The 19,124-nt window shown below is 71.5% G+C and carries 16 protein-coding genes and 1 pseudogene; 10 read left to right on the plus strand and 7 right to left on the minus strand.

All coding sequences use genetic code 11. The annotated features are described in order from the left end of the window. Position 1: 1 nt before the first annotated feature. From H958_RS0107380 to H958_RS0107395, 4 genes are all read left to right on the plus strand, one after another. Positions 2-967 carry an SIS domain-containing protein gene (locus H958_RS0107380; protein WP_037409675.1) on the plus strand — a complete coding sequence of 322 codons (966 nt, stop codon included), beginning with the start codon at positions 2-4 and terminating at the stop codon, positions 965-967. Next, positions 964-2,148, plus strand: a complete 1,185-nt coding sequence (locus H958_RS0107385) for an ABC transporter ATP-binding protein (RefSeq protein WP_028058184.1) — start codon at positions 964-966, stop codon at positions 2,146-2,148. The genes H958_RS0107380 and H958_RS0107385 overlap by 4 nt, the downstream gene beginning before the upstream one ends. Before the next feature lie 134 nt (positions 2,149-2,282). Then, positions 2,283-3,449, plus strand: coding sequence for a BNR-4 repeat-containing protein (locus H958_RS0107390; protein WP_028058185.1), 1,167 nt, complete (start codon positions 2,283-2,285; stop codon positions 3,447-3,449). A gap of 69 nt (positions 3,450-3,518) precedes the next feature. After that, positions 3,519-4,244, plus strand: a complete 726-nt coding sequence (locus H958_RS0107395) for a class I SAM-dependent methyltransferase (RefSeq protein ID WP_051323968.1) — start codon at positions 3,519-3,521, stop codon at positions 4,242-4,244. Positions 4,245-4,311: 67 nt separating this feature from the next. On the opposite strand, the gene H958_RS35740 is transcribed toward H958_RS0107395, so the two are convergent. Beyond that, on the minus strand, positions 4,312-4,617 hold the full coding sequence (locus tag H958_RS35740; protein WP_037409678.1) for a hypothetical protein: 306 nt from the start codon (positions 4,615-4,617) through the stop codon (positions 4,312-4,314). Between the two features lie 71 nt (positions 4,618-4,688). Here H958_RS35740 and H958_RS35745 point away from each other — a divergent pair, with 71 nt between their 5' ends. Then, positions 4,689-6,038 carry a DUF2252 domain-containing protein gene (locus H958_RS35745; protein ID WP_051323969.1) on the plus strand — a complete coding sequence of 450 codons (1,350 nt, stop codon included), beginning with the start codon at positions 4,689-4,691 and terminating at the stop codon, positions 6,036-6,038. A 7-nt stretch (positions 6,039-6,045) separates the two neighbouring features. On the opposite strand, the gene H958_RS0107410 is transcribed toward H958_RS35745, so the two are convergent. Continuing rightward, complete coding sequence (locus tag H958_RS0107410; protein WP_028058187.1) at positions 6,046-7,056, minus strand: sigma-70 family RNA polymerase sigma factor; 1,011 nt, start codon at positions 7,054-7,056, stop codon at positions 6,046-6,048. Between the two features lie 215 nt (positions 7,057-7,271). On the opposite strand from H958_RS0107410, the gene H958_RS0107415 reads away from it, so the two are divergent. Next, positions 7,272-8,063 (plus strand): SDR family NAD(P)-dependent oxidoreductase, encoded by a 792-nt coding sequence (locus H958_RS0107415; protein WP_028058188.1) that lies wholly within the window; start codon positions 7,272-7,274, stop codon positions 8,061-8,063. 34 nt (positions 8,064-8,097) lie between these two features. Here H958_RS0107415 and H958_RS35750 read toward each other — a convergent pair whose 3' ends face one another. From H958_RS35750 to H958_RS35755, 5 genes and pseudogenes are all read right to left on the minus strand, one after another. Then, positions 8,098-8,970 (minus strand): ABC transporter permease, encoded by an 873-nt coding sequence (locus tag H958_RS35750; protein ID WP_051324053.1) that lies wholly within the window; start codon positions 8,968-8,970, stop codon positions 8,098-8,100. An 8-nt stretch (positions 8,971-8,978) separates the two neighbouring features. Continuing rightward, positions 8,979-9,845: an ABC transporter permease gene (locus tag H958_RS0107425; RefSeq protein WP_028058189.1), complete on the minus strand. Its 867-nt coding sequence runs from the start codon at positions 9,843-9,845 to the stop codon at positions 8,979-8,981. A 4-nt stretch (positions 9,846-9,849) separates the two neighbouring features. Continuing rightward, complete coding sequence (locus H958_RS0107430; RefSeq protein WP_028058190.1) at positions 9,850-11,001, minus strand: ABC transporter substrate-binding protein; 1,152 nt, start codon at positions 10,999-11,001, stop codon at positions 9,850-9,852. Then, positions 10,994-12,103, minus strand: a complete 1,110-nt coding sequence (locus tag H958_RS0107435) for an ABC transporter ATP-binding protein (RefSeq protein WP_028058191.1) — start codon at positions 12,101-12,103, stop codon at positions 10,994-10,996. The genes H958_RS0107430 and H958_RS0107435 overlap by 8 nt, the downstream gene beginning before the upstream one ends. A gap of 2 nt (positions 12,104-12,105) precedes the next feature. Then, a pseudogene (locus H958_RS35755) lies at positions 12,106-12,671 on the minus strand (aldehyde dehydrogenase family protein); the annotation flags it as partial. A gap of 244 nt (positions 12,672-12,915) precedes the next feature. Between H958_RS35755 and H958_RS35760 the strand changes: the two are divergent. From H958_RS35760 to H958_RS0107460, 4 genes are all read left to right on the plus strand, one after another. Continuing rightward, complete coding sequence (locus H958_RS35760; RefSeq protein ID WP_051323970.1) at positions 12,916-14,562, plus strand: PucR family transcriptional regulator; 1,647 nt, start codon at positions 12,916-12,918, stop codon at positions 14,560-14,562. A gap of 138 nt (positions 14,563-14,700) precedes the next feature. After that, positions 14,701-16,098, plus strand: coding sequence for an aspartate aminotransferase family protein (locus H958_RS0107450; protein ID WP_028058193.1), 1,398 nt, complete (start codon positions 14,701-14,703; stop codon positions 16,096-16,098). 1 nt (position 16,099) lies between these two features. Then, positions 16,100-17,467 carry an NAD(P)/FAD-dependent oxidoreductase gene (locus H958_RS35765; protein WP_037409689.1) on the plus strand — a complete coding sequence of 456 codons (1,368 nt, stop codon included), beginning with the start codon at positions 16,100-16,102 and terminating at the stop codon, positions 17,465-17,467. A 90-nt stretch (positions 17,468-17,557) separates the two neighbouring features. Further along, positions 17,558-19,114: a peroxidase family protein gene (locus tag H958_RS0107460; RefSeq protein ID WP_028058194.1), complete on the plus strand. Its 1,557-nt coding sequence runs from the start codon at positions 17,558-17,560 to the stop codon at positions 19,112-19,114. Positions 19,115-19,124 lie beyond the last annotated feature (10 nt).

Here is a 19,124-nt window from a genome sequence, read left to right on the forward strand (position 1 = left end):
GATGTCGGAGCAGCCCGAGGTCGTCGAGCGGTTGCTCGTGGAGGAGGCGGCGGCGATCGCCGCCGCGGCCGAGGACGTCGAGCGCAGGCGCCCGCGCTATGCCGTGATCGCGGCGCGCGGCTCCTCGGACAACGCCGCCCGCTACGCGCAGCATCTGATGGGCCGCTTCTGGGGCATGCCGGTCGCGCTCGCGACGCCATCGCTGCACACGCTGTATGAGGCGCCGCTGCGCTACGACGACGCGCTCGTGGTCGGCATCTCGCAGTCGGGCGCCTCGCCGGACGTGGCGGGCGTCGTGTCGGAGGCCACCGCCCAGGGCGCGCTCACGATCGCGATCACCAACGCCCCGGACTCGCCGCTCGCGCGCGCCGCACAGCACGTGATCGGCCTGCAGACGGGGGAGGAGCGCTCGGTCGCGGCGACCAAGACCTACACCGCCTCGCTCGCCGCCGTCGCCGGGCTTGTCTCCGGCACCGAGGCGCTGCTGCGCGTCCCGGACGCGATGGCCCGCCAGCTCGAGCACGACGTCCCGGCCGAGGCCGCCGCGGCGTGGCAGCGCCTGGCCGTGATCGGCCGCGGCGCGAACTACGGCACGGCGTTCGAGGCGGCGCTGAAGCTGTCGGAGCTGACCGGCGCGGTTGCCGCGCCGTGGTCCTCGGCGGACTTCCTGCACGGGCCGATCGCGATCGTCGACGCGGGCTTCCCGATCCTCGCGTTCGCTCCCTCCGGCCCGACGCTGGCGGGAATGCGTGAGCTGTTGACGGTCGCTCAGGAGCGCGGGGCCGAGCTGACCGTCGTCTCCGACGCGCCGCTCGCCGGCCGCATCCCGCTCGAGCCGGTGCCCGAGTGGCTGAGCCCGCTCGTCGCCGTCATCCCCGCCCAGCTGATCGCCGTCGGCGCCGCCGAGCACCTCGGCCGCGACGTCGACCGACCCACCGGACTCCAGAAGGTGACCCGAACCTCATGAGCGACACGCCCGGCATCCGCATCGAGCACGTCACGAAGTCGTACAAGAACGGCCCGTTCGCGGTCGACGACGTCAGCCTCGATGTGCGCGACGGCGAGTTCATGGTGCTCGTCGGGCCGTCGGGCTGCGGCAAGTCGACGCTGCTGAAGCTGATCGCCGGGATCGAGGAGACGACCGCGGGCCGCATCTACATCGGCGAGCGCGACGTCACGCTGCTGGACCCGCGCAAGCGCGACATCGCGATGGTGTTCCAGAACTACGCGCTCTACCCGCATCTCTCGGTGCGCGCCAATCTCGGCTTCGGCCTCAAGCTGCGCAAGGCGTCGAAGGCCGAGATCGCGTCGCGCGTCGACGAGGTCGCCCGCATCCTCGGGCTCGAGGAGATGCTCGAGCGCAAGCCGGGCGAGCTGTCCGGCGGGCAGCGCCAGCGCGTGGCGATGGGCCGGGCGATCGTGCGCGAGCCGGCGGCGTTCCTGATGGACGAGCCGCTGTCGAACCTCGACGCCAAGCTGCGCGTGTCGATGCGGGCCCAGCTCTCCCGCCTGCACGAGCGGCTCGGCGTGACGACCGTCTACGTCACACATGACCAGGTCGAGGCGATGACGCTCGGCCAGCGCGTCGCGGTGATGCGCGCCGGCGTGTTGCAGCAGTGCGACACGCCCGATCAGCTCTTCGACCACCCGGCGAACCTGTTCGTCGCGGCGTTCATCGGCTCCCCCGCTATGAACCTGGTGGAGGCGGGCGTCGAGGACGGCGAGGCGCGCTTTGGCACCGCGGTCATGGGGCTGCCCGAGGACTCGCCGCTGCGCGCCGGCGCGGGCCGCCGGATCGTGCTCGGGCTGCGCCCGCACGACATCAAGCTCGCCGACGCCGGCATCGCCGGCGTGGTGCAGGTGGTGGAGCGGCTGGGGACCGAGACCCACGTCGTGGTGGGGATCGACGCGCCGCGGCTGCGCTCGCGCGCGCTGGCCGACGCCGTCGAGTCGGCGCCTGACGACGACATCCTGCTCGCCGAGGACGACCGCGCGTCGTTCACGGTCGTGGCCGAGGCGCGCGTGCCGGTCGACGTCGGCGACCGCGTCGCGCTCGCCGTCAACCCGGCGCGGCTGCACGGCTTCGACGCCGAGACCGGCGAGGCGCTGCGCGCGCCGGCCGAGGCGCGCGCGCCCGTCGCCGCCTGACCCGACACTGGGGCTCTCCCCGCGTCGCGCGGGGTGTCGTCCCGGTGCGCGACGAGGTAAAGAAGAAGACGGTTCTGGTGAAGGCGGCAGGTCCTATCTGGCGAAGCCGAGGCGGTAGGCGCTAGGGTCGCGACGTGCCGGATCGTGAGCTGGGCGCCGGATCGTGGTCCTACTTCGGCGATCCGCGGGCGATCTCGCATGACGACGACATCTTCACCGGCTGGATCTCCACCGGCGGCAACGTCTGGGTCGCGCGCTACTCCGCTTCGGGCAAGCTGCACAAGCAGCTGATCTACCGCGGTCTGGGCCGCGACGACCACAACAACCCGGCGCTCGCGTTCCGCCGCGACGGCCGGCTCGTCGTGTTCTTCGCGCCGCACTCCGGCCGCCACCTCCCCCGCGGCGAGAAGAGCGAGATGCGCTACCGCATGTCCCTCAGGCCGTTCGCGATCGACGAGTGGGGACCGGTTCACGCGGTCGGAACGAACGCGCCGGGCGGCCTCGGCTACACCTACCCGAACGCGATCCAGCAGCAGGAGAGGCTCTGGCTCTTCTGGCGCGGCGGCGGCTGGAACCCGACGTTCTCCTACACGACCGACTACCGCGACTGGGCGCCCGCGCGCGAGCTCGTGACGTTCGGCCACGAGCAGCGCCCGTACGCGAAGTACGCCGGCGACGGCGGGACGCGGATCCACGGCATCTTCACCAACGGGCACCCGACGAGCTGGAAGAACAGCCTCTTCTACGCGTGCTGCGAGGACGGCGGCCTGTTCGCGGCCGACGGACGCAACCTCGGCTCGCTCAGCTCCGTGCCGCTGAACGTGACCGCGCTCGACCCGGTCTACCGCTACTCCGACCGCGGCGGGCGCGCCTGGGGTCATGACATCGCGCTCGAGGACGGCAAGCCGCGCGTCGTCTACACCCGTCGCGTCGCCGACCGCGACACCTTCTACTACGCCCATTTCAACGGCACCCGCTGGATCAGCCGCAAGATCGTGGAGGCCGGCGCGGGCCGCAACTCGTTCCGCTCCGGCGGCGCCTCGTTCGACCACGAGGACCCGCGCATCGTGTACCTATCGCGCACGATCGGCCGCTGGAACCAGGTCGAGGCCTGGGTGACCTTCGATCACGGGCGCACCTGGCAGACGCGCCGGCTCACGAGCGCCGAGGACGGCTACGCGATCCGCCCGGTCGTCCCTCGCGGTCTGCGCGGACGCCGGCGCGTGCTCTACGTCCACGGTGACGAGCGCACGCGCGGATACCGCGACTTCAGGACCCGGATCCATGCGCTCGACGTCTGACCCGCAGGGCCGGCCCGCGCGGCGCGGAGCCGGGTGGCTTCGCCGCCGGACTCTGCGAGCATCCTGGACGTGTACGGGACGCTGGCTGCGGTCTATGACTGGCTCGTGCCCGACGCGCTGCTCACGCCCGAGGGCAGCGCGCAGGCGTTCGCGCCGCTGCTGGAGCCCGGTTCGCGGGTGCTGGACTGCGCGGCCGGGACGGGAACGCTGGCGGTCGGGCTCGCGCTGGCGGGCTTCGAGGTCACCGCGTCGGACGCGAGCCCCGAGATGATCGCGCGCACGCGGGCGCTGGCCGATGCCCGCGGCGTCGACGTGCGGCCGCACCTGCGGGTGTGGGCCGACCTTCACGGGGGCCCGTATGACGCCGTGCTGTGCGTCGGCAACTCGCTCGCGCACGCGCAGGGCCGGCGCGGGCGGCGGGCGGCGCTGACCGCGATGGCGCGGGTGCTGCGCCCGGGCGGCCTGCTGCTCGTGACCGCGCGCAACTGGGAGCGCGTGCGGGCCGGGCAGAGCGGGCTCGAGGTGGGGGAGCGGCTGGTGGAGCGCGACGGTGTGCTCGGCCTCGTCATCCGTTCCTGGACGCTCGCGGACCAGTGGACCGAGCCGCACCTGCTCGACACGGCCGTCGCGCTCCTCGACGGCGAGGGGCGCGTCACGACGCATGCGGAGCGGCTCCCGTTCTGGCCGTTCCCGCACGAGACGCTCGACGCCGACCTGCGCGCATCCGGCCTGCGACCCGAGACGAGCTCGTGGGCGCCTGACGCCGACCGCTATCTCGTGACGTCCAGGCGCTGAAACACCGCGGCCGCGGGGCGACGGACGACCGCCGGGTCGGGCGACGGCGGGTCCAGGACAGAGCCGGTCAGCAGCCCTTCGCTCGCCCACGACAGCTCGCGCCGCCCGCACTCCGCACGATCTCGCCGACGTAGCGGGCATAGCGGCGAGCGCCGCTCTCCGGGCAGCGGAAGCGGGAGAACTCGGGCACCGAGCCGCGGCATCGCTGGAGCGACCGCGGCGTGCCGAGCAGCACGCCCAGCACTCCGGTCCTGTACCTGCGCGCGAGCGCGACGTCTGCGTCGAGCCCCGCCCACCAGCGGCCGCTGCGCAGTTGGCCCGAACCCGCGGAGTGCAGCGAGCGTGCGATGGGCAGCTGCGAGGCGATCCGCATTCGGCGCGCAGCAAACGCAGGCTGCCGGCCGTGAGCGCCCGGTGAGCGGCTCGGCGTGGGAAGCTCTTCACATGGCGGCAACCGCCGAGTTGGGCAAGGCCGCGCGCCGGGACGTCCCGCGCTCCTCGCACGCCCGCTTCGAGCCGTCGCCGGACCGCGTCGACCCCGTGGTGATCCTGCGCCGTGAGGCCCGGCGGCGCATCCCGGAGCTCGTGCCGATCCGCCATGGCCGCATGCTCAGCTCGCCGTTCGCGTTCTTGCGCGGCGCGGCGGCGATCATGGCGGGCGACCTCGCCCACACGCCCGCGACCGGCCTGCAGGCGCAACTCTGCGGCGACGCCCACCTCGCCAACTTCGGCGGCTTCGCCGCGCCCGACCGGACGCTCGTGTTCGACGTCAACGACTTCGACGAGACGCTTCCCGGCCCGTGGGAGTGGGACGTCAAGCGGCTCGCCGCGAGCATCGAGGTCGCCGCCCGCGAGAACGGGCTCGCCGGGCGCGACGCGGTGCTGACGGCGATGCACACCTACCGCGAGGCGATCCGCGGCTTCGCCGGCATGCGGACGCTCGACGTCTGGTACGCGCGGCTCGAGGTCGAGGCGATGCTGGCTCGCTACAGCGAGGGCACCGCCGAGAAGGCGATCGAGAAGGCGCGCGGCAAGGACAACCTGCGCGCGTTCGCCAAGCTCACGCACGAGGTCGGCGGGCGGCCGCGGATCGTGAGCGACCCGCCGCTGATCGTGCCGATCGAGGAGCTGGTTCCGGGCGGTGACGCGAGCTTGCCGGAGGCCTCGCTGCAGCAGATCCTGCTCGCGTACCGCGCATCGCTGCCCGACGACCGCCGGCGCCTGCTCGACGGCTACGAGCCGGTCCACTTCGCCCGCAAGGTCGTCGGCGTCGGCAGCGTCGGCACCGACGCCTGGATCGTGCTGCTGATCGGCCGCGACGCCGGCGATCCGCTGTTCCTGCAGGTCAAGGAGGCCCAGCGCTCCGTGCTGGAGCCCTTCGCCGGCCACACCGCGTACACGAGCGCGGGCCGCCGGGTCGTCGAGGGGCAGCGCCTGATGCAGGCGGCGAGCGACATCCTGCTCGGCTGGCTGCACGGCCGGCGCGGCATCGACGGGCGCCGGCGCGACTACTACGTCCGCCAGCTCTGGGACGCGAAGGGCTCGGCACGGATCGACGCGCTCGCGCCGGACGACTTCGCGTCCTACACCGGCGTCTGCGGCTGGACGCTCGCCCGCGCCCATGCACGCTCGGGCGACCGCACCGCGATCGCCGCCTACCTCGGGCGCGGCGATCGCTTCGACCGCGCGCTGGCGGACTTCGCGCACGCCTACGCCGACCAGACCGAGCGCGACCATGCCGCGCTCGTCCAGGCCGTCAAGCGTGGCCGCCTCCCGGCGGAGACCGGCCTCTAGATATGTGCTAACGGCTCGGGAGCGATCGCGGTAGCCCGAACCATGGGAGCACGCTGTTCTCGAAGCGGGTCATGGCGCAGATCCGGTCGCCGGTGAGGGTGAGGACGATGAGGCCGGTGCCGTGGCGGATGCCGGTGGGGGCGTGCAGGTAGGCTCCGAACGCGGGTTGGCCGTTGGCTCGCGTCGGCACGAGGTCGAACCTCCGGCCCGAGCCGAAGATGCCGGCGCAGAAGCGGGCGACGATGTCCCGGCCCTCGTATTCGAAGGGCATCGGCGGCATCGACATGAAGACGTCGTCTGTCAGAAGGGCCACCAGCGCGTCGAGATCGGCCGACTCGTACGCGCTGGCGAACTTCGCCACGATCGCCTCCTCGGAGGGTGAGCCGGAGGCGGGAGGCGATTCGCGGTCGGCGGCCGGCGGCCGTCGGCGCTGCAGGCCGGCGCGCGCGCGTTTGAGGGCGCTGTTGACGGAATCGACGGTCGAGTCCAGCATCCCGGCCACCTCGTCAGCGTGGAATCCGAGGACGTCGCGCAGGATGAGGACGGCGAGCTGGCGAGGCGGCAGGACCTGCAGTGCGGTCACGAAGGCCAGAGAGATGGATTCGGTCTGCTCGTAGCGGGCCTCCGGGCCGAGCGGCACGTCGATCGCACCCTCGAGGAGGGCGTCGGGATATGGCTCGAGCCACACGATCTCGCCGAGCCGGGTCGGCTCGGGCGGTTCAACCTTGGGCACGTCCCACTCCTTGGCGGGTCGCCGGCTCGCCGAGCGACGCGCGTTGAGGCACCGGTTGGTGGCGATCCGGTAGAGCCAGGTGCGGAGCGAGGCGCGCCCCTGGAACCCTCCGAAGGCTTGCCAGGCGGCCAGCAGCGTGTCCTGGAGGGCGTCCTCGGCGTCCTGGAAGGAACCGAGCATCCGGTAGCAGTGCACCTCGAGCTCTCGGCGGTGCGGCTCGGTCAGCTCTCGGAACGCCTCGCCGTCCCCGGCCCGCGCCCTTGAGATCAGGCCGGATGTCTCCACGTTCACAAGCGTCACCTCTTCTTGCACATCGTCGCATCTGCATCCGTATAGACACCGGCCGAGGCGCGAACTGGGCGGTCGCGGGGCGCCCAGTTCCCCGGCGTCGCGGTGTCTACCTGGTCGACGGCTCCCGACGATCCGGACGGGTTCCAGCCGTCGGTCCTGATGCATGAGGTGGACGGGTGTGAGCACCCGGCCACAGGAAGGAACCAGAGATGATCTTGAAGGACAAGGTTGCGGTGATCTACGGGGCGGGAGGCGCGATCGGCGGCGCCGTCGCACGCGCCTTTGCGTCTGAGGGGGCCAGGGTCTTTCTCACCGGGCGCGTCCAGGCACCGGTCGACGGTGTCGTCGAGGACATCCTCTCCGCCGGCGGATCGGCCGAGGCGGCCGAGGTCGACGCTCTCGACGAGCAGGCGGTCGACAAGCATCTGCAGTCGGTGATCGATCAGGCGGGCCGCGTCGACATCTCGTTCAACGCGGTCGGGCTCCCGGACACGGGGATCCTGGGCGTGCCTCTGGTCGAGATGGGTGCCGAGCAGTTCTCTCTGCCGATCGCGGCCTACACGACGTCGTACTTCCTGACGGCGCGCCTGGCCGCGAGGCACATGATCCCGAGCAAGTCGGGGGTGATCATGACCGTCACCTCGCTGCCCGCGCGGATGGGCTCGCGGTTGAACGGAGGCTACGGTCCGGCGCACGCCGCCAAAGAGGCACTCACCCGAGACCTCTCCGCCGAGCTCGCCCCTCACGGCATACGCGTCGTCGGCCTGCGGCCGCACGGCATGCCCGAGACGAGCACGATGAAGGAGGTCTTCGACACCAAGGCAACGGCATTGGGCATCACCTGGGAGCAGTTTCAGGGATACCTCGCGAGCACGACCCACCCGCGCCGGGTGATGGCGCTCGAGGAGGTGGCGAACATGGCGGTCTTCATGGCGTCCGACAAGGCGAGCGGGATGACGGGAACCACCGTCAACCTGACCATGGGCAGCTTGGACGACTAGATGATGGTGGCCGGGCGCGGCAGGCGAGCTTGTCCTAGGCGGCCGCGCCCGTCCGCACGCGGTCGCGCTTGGACAGCGCGCGCTGCACGAGCACGTTGACCCCCATCAGCGCCAGCACCACGACGAGCAGCATCGTCGCCAGCACGTTGACCTCGGCCGGCACGCCCTGACGCGTGGCGCCGAAGATGAACAGCGGGAACGTCTGCGTCTGCCCCGCGTTGAACGACGTGATCACGTAGTCGTCGATCGACAGCGCCGCCGCGAGCATCGCGGCGGCGGCGACGCCGGGCGCGATCATCGGCAGCGTGATCTTGCGGAACGTCGCCCACTCCGTCGCGCCGAGGTCCATCGCCGCCTCCTCGATGTGACGGTCCATGCCCTCCAGTCGGGCCTTCACCGTCACCACGACATACGACACGCAGAACATCACGTGCGCGATCACGATCGTGACGAAGCCCGTGTTGATGTTGAGCGTGAGGAACAAGCCGAGCAGCGCGGCGCCGAGCACGACCTCCGGCGAGGACAGCGGCATGAACACGAAGAAGTCCACCGTCGAGCGCCCGCGGAAGCGGTAGCGCACGAGCGCCATCGCCATGAACGTGCCGAGCGCGGTGGCGATGAACGTAGCGATCAGCGCGATCTCGAGCGAGGTGGTCAGCGCGTGCGCGAGATCCGGATCCTGGAACGGGTGCTGCCAGTGGCGCAGCGTGAAGCCCTGCCAGGTGAAGTTGAACCGGCCCTTGTTGTCGTTGAACGAGAACAGGACGACGATGAAGACCGGGATGAAGAGGTACAGCAGCGCGACGGCGCTCCAGATCCCGAGTCCCCAGTCGACGAGTCGGCCGCGGCCGCGCTCGGGCCGCTGCGACGCGGCGTCGGCGCCGACGGCCTGGCGCTCGGCCTCCATCAGCGTCATCAGATCGCCGCCTCGGTCAGGTTGCGGGTGCCGAGCGCCCGCGCGTACAGGAAGATGCCGATCAGGATGAACACCATCAGCGTGAACGACAGCGCCGCCGCCGTCGGGTAGTCGAGGATGTTCAGGAACTTCGACTGGATCACGTTGCCGATCATGAACTGCCTCGGCGTACCCAGCAGCGCGGCGTTGATGAAGTCGCCGCACGCGGGGATGAACGTCAGCAGCGAGCCGGCGAACACGCCGGGGAGCGCGAGCGGCACCGTCACCTTCCGGAACGCCGTCGCGCGGCTCGCATAGAGGTCGGTCGCCGCCTCGATGTAGCCGCGGTCGATCTTTTCCAGCGACACGTACAGCGGCAGTGCCATGAACGGCAGGAAGTTGTACGTGATGCCGGCGATCACGGCGGTCGACGTCGCCAGCAGGCGGCCGTCGCTGCCGAGGATGCCGAGGTCGCGCAGTCGCGCCACCACCCAGCCGTCATCGGCGAGGATCAGCTGCCACGACACCGTCCGCAGCACGTAGGACATGAAGAACGGCAGGATGATCAGCAGCAGGATCAGCCCCTTGAACCGCCCCGCCTTGTACGCGGTGAAGTAGGCGAGCGGGAAGGAGATGACCAGGCACAGGATCGTCGCGATCCCGGCGTAGAGGATCGAGCGGCCGAACTGCGCCTTGTAGTCGCTGATCGCGTCCCAGTAGGTGTGGAACGCCCACGTCAGCGTGTAGCCGTGCTCGGGGTCGCCGCTCATCAGCGAGACGCTCGCCTGGTTGAGCAGCGGGTAGAGGAAGAAGATCAGCAGCCAGAGCAGGCCGGGGCCGAGGAAGATCCACGGCAGCAGCCTGCGGCGCAAATTGAGCGAGAGCATCGCGCTAGGCCCCGGTCACCTGTGCCATCGCCTCCTTCATCCGGCGCTCGTCGTTGTCCGACAGCGCGGGGTAGGCGTGCAGCTTGGCCCGGATCTCGTCCGACGGGAACACCAGCGGGTTGTTCGCCAGATCTGGATCGGTCTTCTCCACGATCTCCTTGACGCCCTTCACCGGCGACAGGTAGTTCACGTACAAAGCGATCTTCGCGGCGACCTCCGGCTCGTAGACGTAGTTGATCATCGTCTCTGCCGCATACACGTGCTCGGCCTTCTGCGGGATCATCATGTTGTCCGTGAAGGTCATCGCGCCCTCCTCCGGATAGACGAACCTCAGGTCGGGGTTGTCGCTCTGCAGCTGCACGAGGTCTCCCGAGTAGGCGAGCGCGACCCAGACGTTGCCCTTGGTCAGGTCGGTCGCGTAGTCGTTGCCGGTGAAGCGCCGGAACTGGCCGGCGTCGTTGGCCTTGGAGATCTTCTCGATCGCCGCCAGGATCTGGTCGATCGTGGCGTGCGTGGGATCGACGCCCATCGTCAGGCAGACGCTGCACGCGGAGTCATACGGCTCCGAGAGCATCGTGACGCGGCCCTTGAACGCCGGGTCGAACAGGTCGTCGATCGACTTCAGCTCGCGGCCGGTGTTCTTCGGGTTGTAGCCGATGCCCGTCGCGCCCGACTGCCACGGAGCCGTGAGCTCGCGCTTCGGGTCGTAAGGGATTCCCTTCAGGTTGTCGACGAGGTTGTTGTAGAAGTTCGGGACGTTGTTCTTGTCGAACGGCTGCACGTAGCGGTTGCGGACCCACTTGGCGACCATGTAGTCGGTCAGCGTCACGATGTCGCGGCCGATCGAGCGCCCGGCCTGCAGCTGCTGGCGGACCTTGCCGTAGAACTCGTCGTTGTCGTTGATGTCCTCGACGTACTTGACATGGCCGCCGAACTCCTTGTCGAAGGACTTCAGGACCTTCTTGTCGATGTAGAGCGGCCAGTTGGAGAACGTCCAGTTGCCGATCGGCACTTTCGGGTGCCTGACCGTCGGGGCGGGGGTGGCCGCGTTCTTGGCCGCCTCTAGCGTCCCCTCGATGCCGCAGCCGGCCAGCGAGCTCGCGAGCGCGAGCGAGCCGGCCCGCCCCAGGAACCTGCGCCGCGTCTGCCTAGCCACGGGCCACCACGAACGTGTGCTCGGGACGCCAGGCCAGCTGCACCTCGCGGCCGACGCCGAGCGAGTCGGGCTCCGAGCCGTCGGTGTTCTGGGCGAACACGTTGAGCTCCTCGCCGCCGGCGGCGCGGACGACGTACTGGATCGAGATGCCGAGGAACGCGGCCACCACGACGGTTCCGCGCAGCACGTTTGAGCCGTCCGGCACGGGCTGGCCGGCGGGGATCAGCGTGATCTTCTCCGGCCGCACGCCGGCCCGGACCGCATGGTCGGTGTGGGGGCCGCAGCGCTCGGACGGCACGTGCAGCTTCGCGCCGTCGTGGGTCTCGAGCTCCGACAGCGGGCCGCCGTTGCGGCGCACCTGCGCGTCGACGAGGTTCGAGACGCCGAGGAAGTTCGCCACGAACTCGGTCTGCGGGCGCTCGTAGAGGTCCGCGGCACCGCCGGCCTGCTCGATCCGGCCGAGGTTCATCACGGCGATCGTGTCGGCCATCGACATCGCTTCCTCCTGGTCGTGCGTCACGTGCACGAACGTGATGCCGACGTCCCGCTGGATCCGCTTGAGCTCGATCTGCAGCTGCTTGCGCAGGCGCAGGTCCAGCGCGCCGAGCGGCTCGTCGAGCAGCAGCGCGCGGGGGCGGTTCACCAGGGCGCGGGCCAGCGCGACGCGCTGCGCCTGGCCGCCGGAGAGCTGCGCGGGCTTGCGCTTGGCCAGGTGGGCGAGCTGCACGAGCTCGAGCACCTCGCCGACGCGCTTGCGGATCTCGTCCTTGGAGACCTTCTTGCGCTCGAGCCCGAAGCCGACGTTCTTCTCGACATTCAGATGCGGGAACAGCGCGTAGGACTGAAAGACGGTGTTGACGTCGCGCTTGTACGGCGGGTGGTTGGTCACGTCCGAGCCGCCCAGGAACACCCGCCCCGCCGTCGGATCCTCGAAGCCGCCGATCATCCGCAGCGTCGTGGTCTTGCCGCATCCCGAGGGACCGAGCATCGCGAAGAACGATCCGCGCGGTATCGACAGCGTGAGGTCGTCTACCGCGGTCGTCTCCCCGAAGCGCTTCGTCACGCCGTCGACGCGGATGTCGGTTTCGGCCTGCCCGCTCACTCTCACTCCCTTTCGCGCGGCTTGGAGACCGCGTCGTACCAACCGTTTCGGGGCATTCCCGTCAACTCGAACACGACGTGCTTGATCGCCGCGTACTCCTCAGCGCATACATCGACATGGCGTTGCCGAAGCCCGAGCCCTTCACGCCGCCGTGCGGCATCTCGGACCCGATGGCCAGGTGCTCGTTGATCCAGACGGTACCCGCCTCCAGCTCGCGCGCCGCGCGCTGGGCGCGGAACACGTCGCGCGTCCAGGCGGAGGCGGCCAGCCCGTAGCGCGTGTCGTTGGCGAGCGCGAGCCCCTCGTCGTCGGCGGCGAAGCCGAGCACGGTCACGACGGGCCCGAAGACCTCCTGCTGGACGATCTCGGAGCCCTGGGCGGCGCCCTCGACCACGGTCGGCGCGTAGTACGCGTTGCCGGACGGCTCGCCGCCGCGCGTCACCCGCGCCCCCGCCGCGCGCGCCCGCTCGACGAAGCCGTGCACGCGGTCGCGCTGGGCGGGCGAGACGAGCGGCCCGAGATCGGTGCCGCCGCGCCGGAAGGCGGCCTTGGCGGCGGCGACGGCCTCGTCCGCGTGGACGGCGGCCGCCTCCGGGACGTGCGCCGGCACCTCACCGGTGGCGGGCTCGTGGATCGGTCGCACGGCGTCGAGCGTGAGCTCTTCGCCGCCGACGATCATCGGCGGTGACTCGACCTTGTCGCTGATGGCCATTCGGTTACTCCGGTTTGGCGTAGGCCACTTTTCCGGCTCGTGCGACCCTTCACAATGGACGATCGGTCGGGCGTTTCGGCATGATGATTGACAGAGCGTCATGCTGAGCCTTGCCGACGTGCTCGAACTGCCGGTCGTCCGCCGGGCGCTGCCCGAGCTCGTCACGGGCACGCCCGACCGCGAGCTGCGCTGGGCGCACGTGATCGAGATGCCCGATCCGGACGACCTGCTCAAGGGCGGCGAGCTCGTGCTGACGACCGGCCTCGGGGCCGGCGCCGACGCGGGGCACCAATCCGACTGGATCGGGTCGCTCATCCGACAGGGCATCGCCGCGCTGGCGATCGAGCTCGGCACGAGCTGGCGCGAGGTGCCCGACGTGGTGCTGCGCGCCTGCGAGCGGGCAGGCGTGCCGGTCGTCGCCTTCCACCGGGCTGTGCGCTTCGTCGAGATCACCGAGGCGGTCCACGGCGCGGTCCTGCACGCGCAGTTCGACCTGCTGCGCCGCGGCGAGGAGATCCACCGCCGCTTCACCGAGCTGATCCTGCAGGGCCGCGGGGCGCCGGAGATCCTCGCCGAGCTGGCCGCCGCGGTCGGCAACCCGGTGCTGCTCGAGGACGCCGCCGGCTCGCTCGTGTACTACGTCTCCGGCCCGCTGGGCGACGATCTCGCGCTGGCGGCGTGGACGGACGCGCGCCGCGCCGAGGCGCGCGGGGAGGAGCCGGAAGGGATGCTGGCCGTCGACGTGCGGCTGATGGGCGGCTCGTGGGGCCGGCTGATGGCGCTCGCGCTCGACGACCCGCTGGACGAGTTCGACCGCGTCGCCGTGGAGCGCGCCGCCCTGGCGGTCGCGATCGACCTGCTCGGCCAGCAGCACGACGAGCAGCTGCGCGCGCGGTCGCGCGGCGCGTTCCTGTCCGACCTCGCCGACGGCCGGGTCGAGGAGGCCGACGCGCGCCGTCGCGCCGAGGCGCTCGGCTTTTCGGGGACGGGCCGGGGCGCGCTGCTGCCTTTGGTGGCGAGCTGGCGCGCGCCGGCATACGGGCGCTCGCGCGGCGGCGACCGCCGCGGCAGCGAGCCGCTCACCGGCGCGTTCACGTGGACGCGGCTGTCCGGCGACCTGCGGACCGCGCTCTCCTCGACCGGGTTCGGCGTCCTGCTCGGCCCGCGCGACGCCGACGTCCTGATCCTGCTCTCGCTCGGCGCGCGCGGCTACGACGCGGCGCTGGCCGAGCACGTCGCGCATCTCTTCCACGGCGCGCTCGACCGCCACGGGCTCGGGCCGGCGGACGCGGCGCTGGCGATCGGCGGCCCGGCCGCGTCCTGGAGCGCCGCCGGGGAGGCGCTGCGGCGCGTCCGGCGCTCAGCCGGCGCCGCGACGGCGCTCCCGGTCGTGCGCTGGCACGACGCGCGCCGCCCCGGCGTCGCCGACCTCCTGCACGACCTGCGCGACACGCCGGAGCTCGAGGCGTTCGTCGACGAGCAGATCGGGCCATTGCTCGAGGACGGCTCCGTCCGGACGCGCGCGCTGCTGGAGACGCTCGAGGCGTATCTCGCGGCCGGGGGGCGCAAGGCCGAGGCGGCCCGCGCCCTGCACCTCGAGCGCCAGTCGCTCTACCTGCGGCTGCGGCGGATCGAGGAGCTGCTCGGCGTCTCGCTCGACGACGAGGACGTCGTCCTCGGCCTGCACCTGGCGGTGCGGGCCCGTCGCTTCAGGCGCGGAGCGCCCCCAGGAGCCGGGCCGCGATGACCCGCGGGCGGCGGCGGGCAACCGGGGATGCGGACCGACGACGGTCTCGAACGAACTTGACGGTCCGTCGGTCTATGAGCGCGGGAAGGCGACGGTTCGCCCATTGAGGTGCTTCGAGACCCGGGCGAGCATGCCCGCATGACCGTCGCCGACAGTGTCGGAGCCGAGTCGCTGCAGGAGGCGGCGCACCGGCATCTGCTCCTTCATTTCACCCGCAACGGCGCCTTCGGGCCCGACGCCAAGCCGCTGCTCGTGCTCGAGCGCGGCGAGGGCTGCCACGTCTTCGACACGGACGGCAACCGGTACTTCGACGGGCTGTCATCGCTGTTCTGCTGCCAGATCGGCTACTCGTTCGGCGAGGAGATGGCGGCCGTCGCGTCCTCTCAGCTCTCGACGCTCGCCTTCAACACCAACTGGGCGACCGCACACCCGCCGGCGATCCGGCTCGCGGCGGCGCTCGCCGAGCGCGCCCCCGGCGACCTCAACCGCGTGTTCTTCACCAACGGCGGCTCGGAGTCGGTCGAGGCCGCCTGGAAGATCGTGCGCCAGCACTACCTGGCCAAGGGCGAGCCGCAGCGCACCAAGGCGATCGCGCGCGAGATCGCCTACCACGGCGTGACGCTCGGCGCGCTCTCGTTCACCGGCGTGAGCTCGTACAAGGAGCCGTTCGGGGCAGCGCCGATCCCGGTCGTGCGCGTGTCGAACACGAACGCCTTCCGCGATCCGGACGCCGGCGACGAGGCGGCCCAGACCGCGCGGCTGCTCGACGAGTACGAGCGCACGATCGTCGAGGCCGGACCGGAGACGGTCGCGATGCTGATCGCCGAGCCGGTCCAGAACGCCGGCGGCTGTCTGGTTCCCCCCGAGGGCTACTGGCCCGGGCTGCGCGAGCTGTGCGACCGCTACGGCATCGCGCTCGTCGCCGACGAGGTGATCACCGGCTTCGGGCGCATCGGCGAGTGGTTCGCGTCCTCGCGCTTCGGCGTGGCGCCGGACCTGATCACGTGCGCGAAGGGCATCACGTCGGCCTATGCCCCGATGGGCGCCGTGCTGGTGTCGGACCGGATCGCCGAGCCGCTGTACGACGACGGCCGGATGCTGATGCACGGCATCACGTTCGCCGGGCATCCGGTGAGCGCGGCGATCGCGCTGCGCAACATCGAGATCTTCGAGCGCGAGGGCGTGCTGGACAACGTGCGGACGCTGGAGCCGTTCATCGGCGAGCGGCTGCGCGAGCTGCAGGAGCGGCTGCCGATCGTCGGCGACGTTCGCGGCGCGGGGTTCTTCTGGGCGCTCGAGCTGGTGCGCGACGACGCCGGCGGGCGCTTCTCGGCCGAGGAGCGCGAGAAGCTCCTGCGCGGGTTCCTCGCGGGCCGGCTGCTCGAGGAGGGTCTGATCGCGCGCCCGGACGACCGCGGGGACGCCGTGCTGCATCTCGCGCCGCCGCTCGTGGCCACGCGCGAGGAGCTCGGCGAGATGGTCGCGAAGACCGAGGCCGTGCTGCGCGACGCCTCGGATCGCTTCTTCGCAGGCTGAGATGGAGCACAGCGCCCACGGCTACTGGCTCGAGGAGGCCGGGCCACTCGCGCCTGTCCCGCCGCTGGCGGGCGACCACTCGGCCGACGTGGTGGTGATCGGCGGCGGCTACGCGGGCCTCTGGACCGCGTGGCAGCTGCGCGAGCGCGGCGCCTCGGTCGCGCTGCTCGAAGCCGAGGTCTGCGGGCACGGCCCGAGCGGTCGCAACGGCGGCTTCTGCGAGACGCTGTGGACGCACCTGCCGTCGCTGGTCGCCCGCTTCGGGTCAGACCGGGCGCTGAAGATCGCCGAGGCCTCGGCCGACAGCGTCGAGGCGATCGGGGACTGGTGCGCCGAGCACGGGGTCGACGCGTGGTTCCGGCGCGCCGGGTACGTCATGGCCTCGACCGCGTCCGCCCACGACGCGGTGCTCGACGACGTGCTGGCCGTCGCGCCGCCCGGCCGCGTCGTTGCGCTCAGCCCCGCGCAGGTGCGCGCGCGCTGCGACTCGCCGCGCTTCCGGCGCGGCATCTTCGTGCCCGACGACGCGACGGTCCAGCCGGCGCGGCTGGCGCTCGGCCTGCGCGCGCGTGTGCGGGAGGCCGGCGTCCGCGTCCACGAGCACTCGCGCGTGAAGGCGCTGCACGCCTCGCCGTCGGGCGTCGTCGCCGAGACCTCCGGCGGCCGGGTCCGCGCCGGCGCCGCCGTGCTCGCGATCAACGCCGCCACGCGCGGGTTCCCGCCGCTGCGCTCACGCGTGTCGGTCACGTCGTCGCACATCGTGCTGACCGAGCCGGTGCCGGAGGTGCTGGAGGCGCTCGGGTGGACCGGGGGGGAGTGCGTCACCGACGCGCGCACGTTCGTGCACTACTTCCGCACCACGCCGGACGGGCGGATCGCGTTCGGGTGGGGAGGAGGCCGCGTCGCGCCCGGCGCGCGCCTGCACGGCCGCGTCGAGGTGGACTCCGACGTCGCGCGGACGACGCGCGAGCACCTGGTGGCGATGTTCCCGGCGCTCGCGGACCGCGCGATCACGCACGCGTGGGGCGGGCCGATCGACGTCTCGCCGAGCCATCTGCCGCAGATGGGCACGCTCGACGGCGCGCCCGTCCACTACGTGTTCGGCTTCACGGGCAACGGCGTCGGCCCCTGCCATCTCGCCGGGCGCGTCCTCGCCGCGCTCGCCGCCGGGGAGCCCGCGCCGCTCGCGCTGGTCGATCCGGCGCCCGTCTCCGTCCCGCCGGAGCCACTGGCGTGGGTGGGGGGATCGCTGGTGCGGCGTGCCTTCTTACGTAAAGAGCGGCTTGAGGAGGACGACCGGCCGGTCGACCCGCTGACGCGGGCGGTGGCCGCGGCGCCGCGCGCGCTCGGCATCCACGTGGCGCGCTGACGGCGACCCGAGATCGGCGCGAGCCGCGCATACGGACGACGGTGCCGTGGCGCGACCACGGGTTCTGACGCGCGCTGACAGGATGCGCGGATGCGCGACAGCTCCCGCGACGGCTGGCAGAACCGCCTCGAGACGTATGTCCTGACGAACTTCGAGGGCGTCTGGAGCCTGCTGCAGCGCGTCGAGCCGCTGCGCAGGGCCACCAACCGGGCGCTGATCTCGCGCGCGATCCTGAAGATCCCGACGCGGCCGAACCCGTTCTCGACGATGGCGCCGTACTCGTCGTGGGAGTCGCTGACCGACCGCAGCTACGACAGCCGCCACCTCCCGCCCGTCGCGCAAGACGGCCTGCCGCCGGAGGACCGCGTCGCGGATCTGTTCATGCGCCGCGGCGAAGGCGAGCAGTGCCCGAAGTCGACCGTCATGTTCGCCTACTTCGCGCAGTGGTTCACGGACGGGTTCCTGCGCAGCGACCGGCATCCTGAGCGCGACCCGCGCCGCAACGACACCAACCACGAGCTCGACCTGACGCCCCTGTACGGCGTGCGCAAGGAGATCACCGAGGCGCTGCGCTCGCATGAGGGCGGACGGCTGAAGAGCCAGGTGATCGGCGGCGCCGAGTACCCGCCGTACCTCTATGACGGCGGCGCGGTCAAGCCGGAGTTCGCCGGCCTCGGCGTCGTCCGGCCCGGGCAGATCCCGCCCGACCGCTTCGACACGCTGTTCGCGACCGGCAGCGACACGACGAACTCGCAGATCGGGTTCGTGATGCTCAACGTGCTGTTCCTGCGCGAGCACAACCGGCTCGCGGGCCTGCTCGCCGCCGAGTACCCGTCGTGGGACGACGAGCGCCTGTACGCGACCGCGCGCAACATCCTGATCGTGCTCCTGATCAAGATCGTGATCGAGGAGTACATCAACCACATCGCGCCGTACCTGTTCGAGTTCGGCGCGGACCCGTGGGACTTCAAGCGCGAGTCGTGGTACCGCTCCAACTGGATGGCGATCGAGTTCAACCTGCTCTACCGCTGGCACAGCCTGATCCCGTCGCGGCTGCAGGTCGCCGGAGCCGGCCTGCCGGTATGGGAGACGATCTTCCGCACCGACCTCGTGACCGAGAACGGCATCGCGCGCCTGTTCGCCGACGCCTCCAACCAGCCCGCCGGGCGCGTCGGGATGCTCAATACCGACCCGGCGCTGCGCGAGCCCGAGCTGGCCAGCGTGCGCGAGGCGCGCGCCGTCGGCCTGGCGCCGTACAACGCCTACCGCGAGCTGGCGAGGTTCCCGCGCGTGACGCGCTTCGAGCAGATCACCGGCGACGCCGAGCGGATCGCCGCGCTGCGCGAGGTCTACCGCAGCGTCGATCGGATCGAGCTCTATCCGGGCCTGTTCGCCGAGGACACGCGGCCGAACTCCGTCCTGCCGGCGCTGATCGGCCGCATGGTCGGCATCGACGCGTTCAGCCAGGCGCTCACGAACCCGCTGCTGGCGCCGCGGCTGTTCAACGAGCGGACGTTCTCGCCGCTCGGGATGGAGGTCATCCGCACCACCAAGACGCTCTCGGACGTGCTCAACCGCAACGTCCCCGAGTCGCCCGGCACCCACTTCGTGGCGATGACCCGGCGCGACTGGCGGCGAGAGCGGTGAACACCCTGAG

This window comes from Candidatus Solirubrobacter pratensis (assembly GCF_000425945.1).
In the GTDB taxonomy this organism is placed as follows: domain Bacteria; phylum Actinomycetota; class Thermoleophilia; order Solirubrobacterales; family Solirubrobacteraceae; genus Solirubrobacter; species Solirubrobacter pratensis.

What these genes read in the sequence shown, in the direction of transcription:
- H958_RS0107380 (WP_037409675.1), top strand. Translation starts at nt 2, where the DNA reads ATGTCGGAGCAGCCCGAGGTCGTCGAGCGGTTGCTCGTGGAGGAGGCG.
- H958_RS0107385 (WP_028058184.1), top strand. Translation starts at nt 964, where the DNA reads ATGAGCGACACGCCCGGCATCCGCATCGAGCACGTCACGAAGTCGTAC.
- H958_RS35740 (WP_037409678.1), bottom strand. Translation starts at nt 4,617, where the DNA reads ATGCGGATCGCCTCGCAGCTGCCCATCGCACGCTCGCTGCACTCCGCG.
- H958_RS35745 (WP_051323969.1), top strand. Translation starts at nt 4,689, where the DNA reads ATGGCGGCAACCGCCGAGTTGGGCAAGGCCGCGCGCCGGGACGTCCCG.
- H958_RS0107415 (WP_028058188.1), top strand. Translation starts at nt 7,272, where the DNA reads ATGATCTTGAAGGACAAGGTTGCGGTGATCTACGGGGCGGGAGGCGCG.
- H958_RS35750 (WP_051324053.1), bottom strand. Translation starts at nt 8,970, where the DNA reads ATGGAGGCCGAGCGCCAGGCCGTCGGCGCCGACGCCGCGTCGCAGCGG.
- H958_RS0107425 (WP_028058189.1), bottom strand. Translation starts at nt 9,845, where the DNA reads ATGCTCTCGCTCAATTTGCGCCGCAGGCTGCTGCCGTGGATCTTCCTC.
- H958_RS35760 (WP_051323970.1), top strand. Translation starts at nt 12,916, where the DNA reads ATGCTGAGCCTTGCCGACGTGCTCGAACTGCCGGTCGTCCGCCGGGCG.
- H958_RS0107450 (WP_028058193.1), top strand. Translation starts at nt 14,701, where the DNA reads ATGACCGTCGCCGACAGTGTCGGAGCCGAGTCGCTGCAGGAGGCGGCG.
- H958_RS35765 (WP_037409689.1), top strand. Translation starts at nt 16,100, where the DNA reads ATGGAGCACAGCGCCCACGGCTACTGGCTCGAGGAGGCCGGGCCACTC.
- H958_RS0107460 (WP_028058194.1), top strand. Translation starts at nt 17,558, where the DNA reads ATGCGCGACAGCTCCCGCGACGGCTGGCAGAACCGCCTCGAGACGTAT.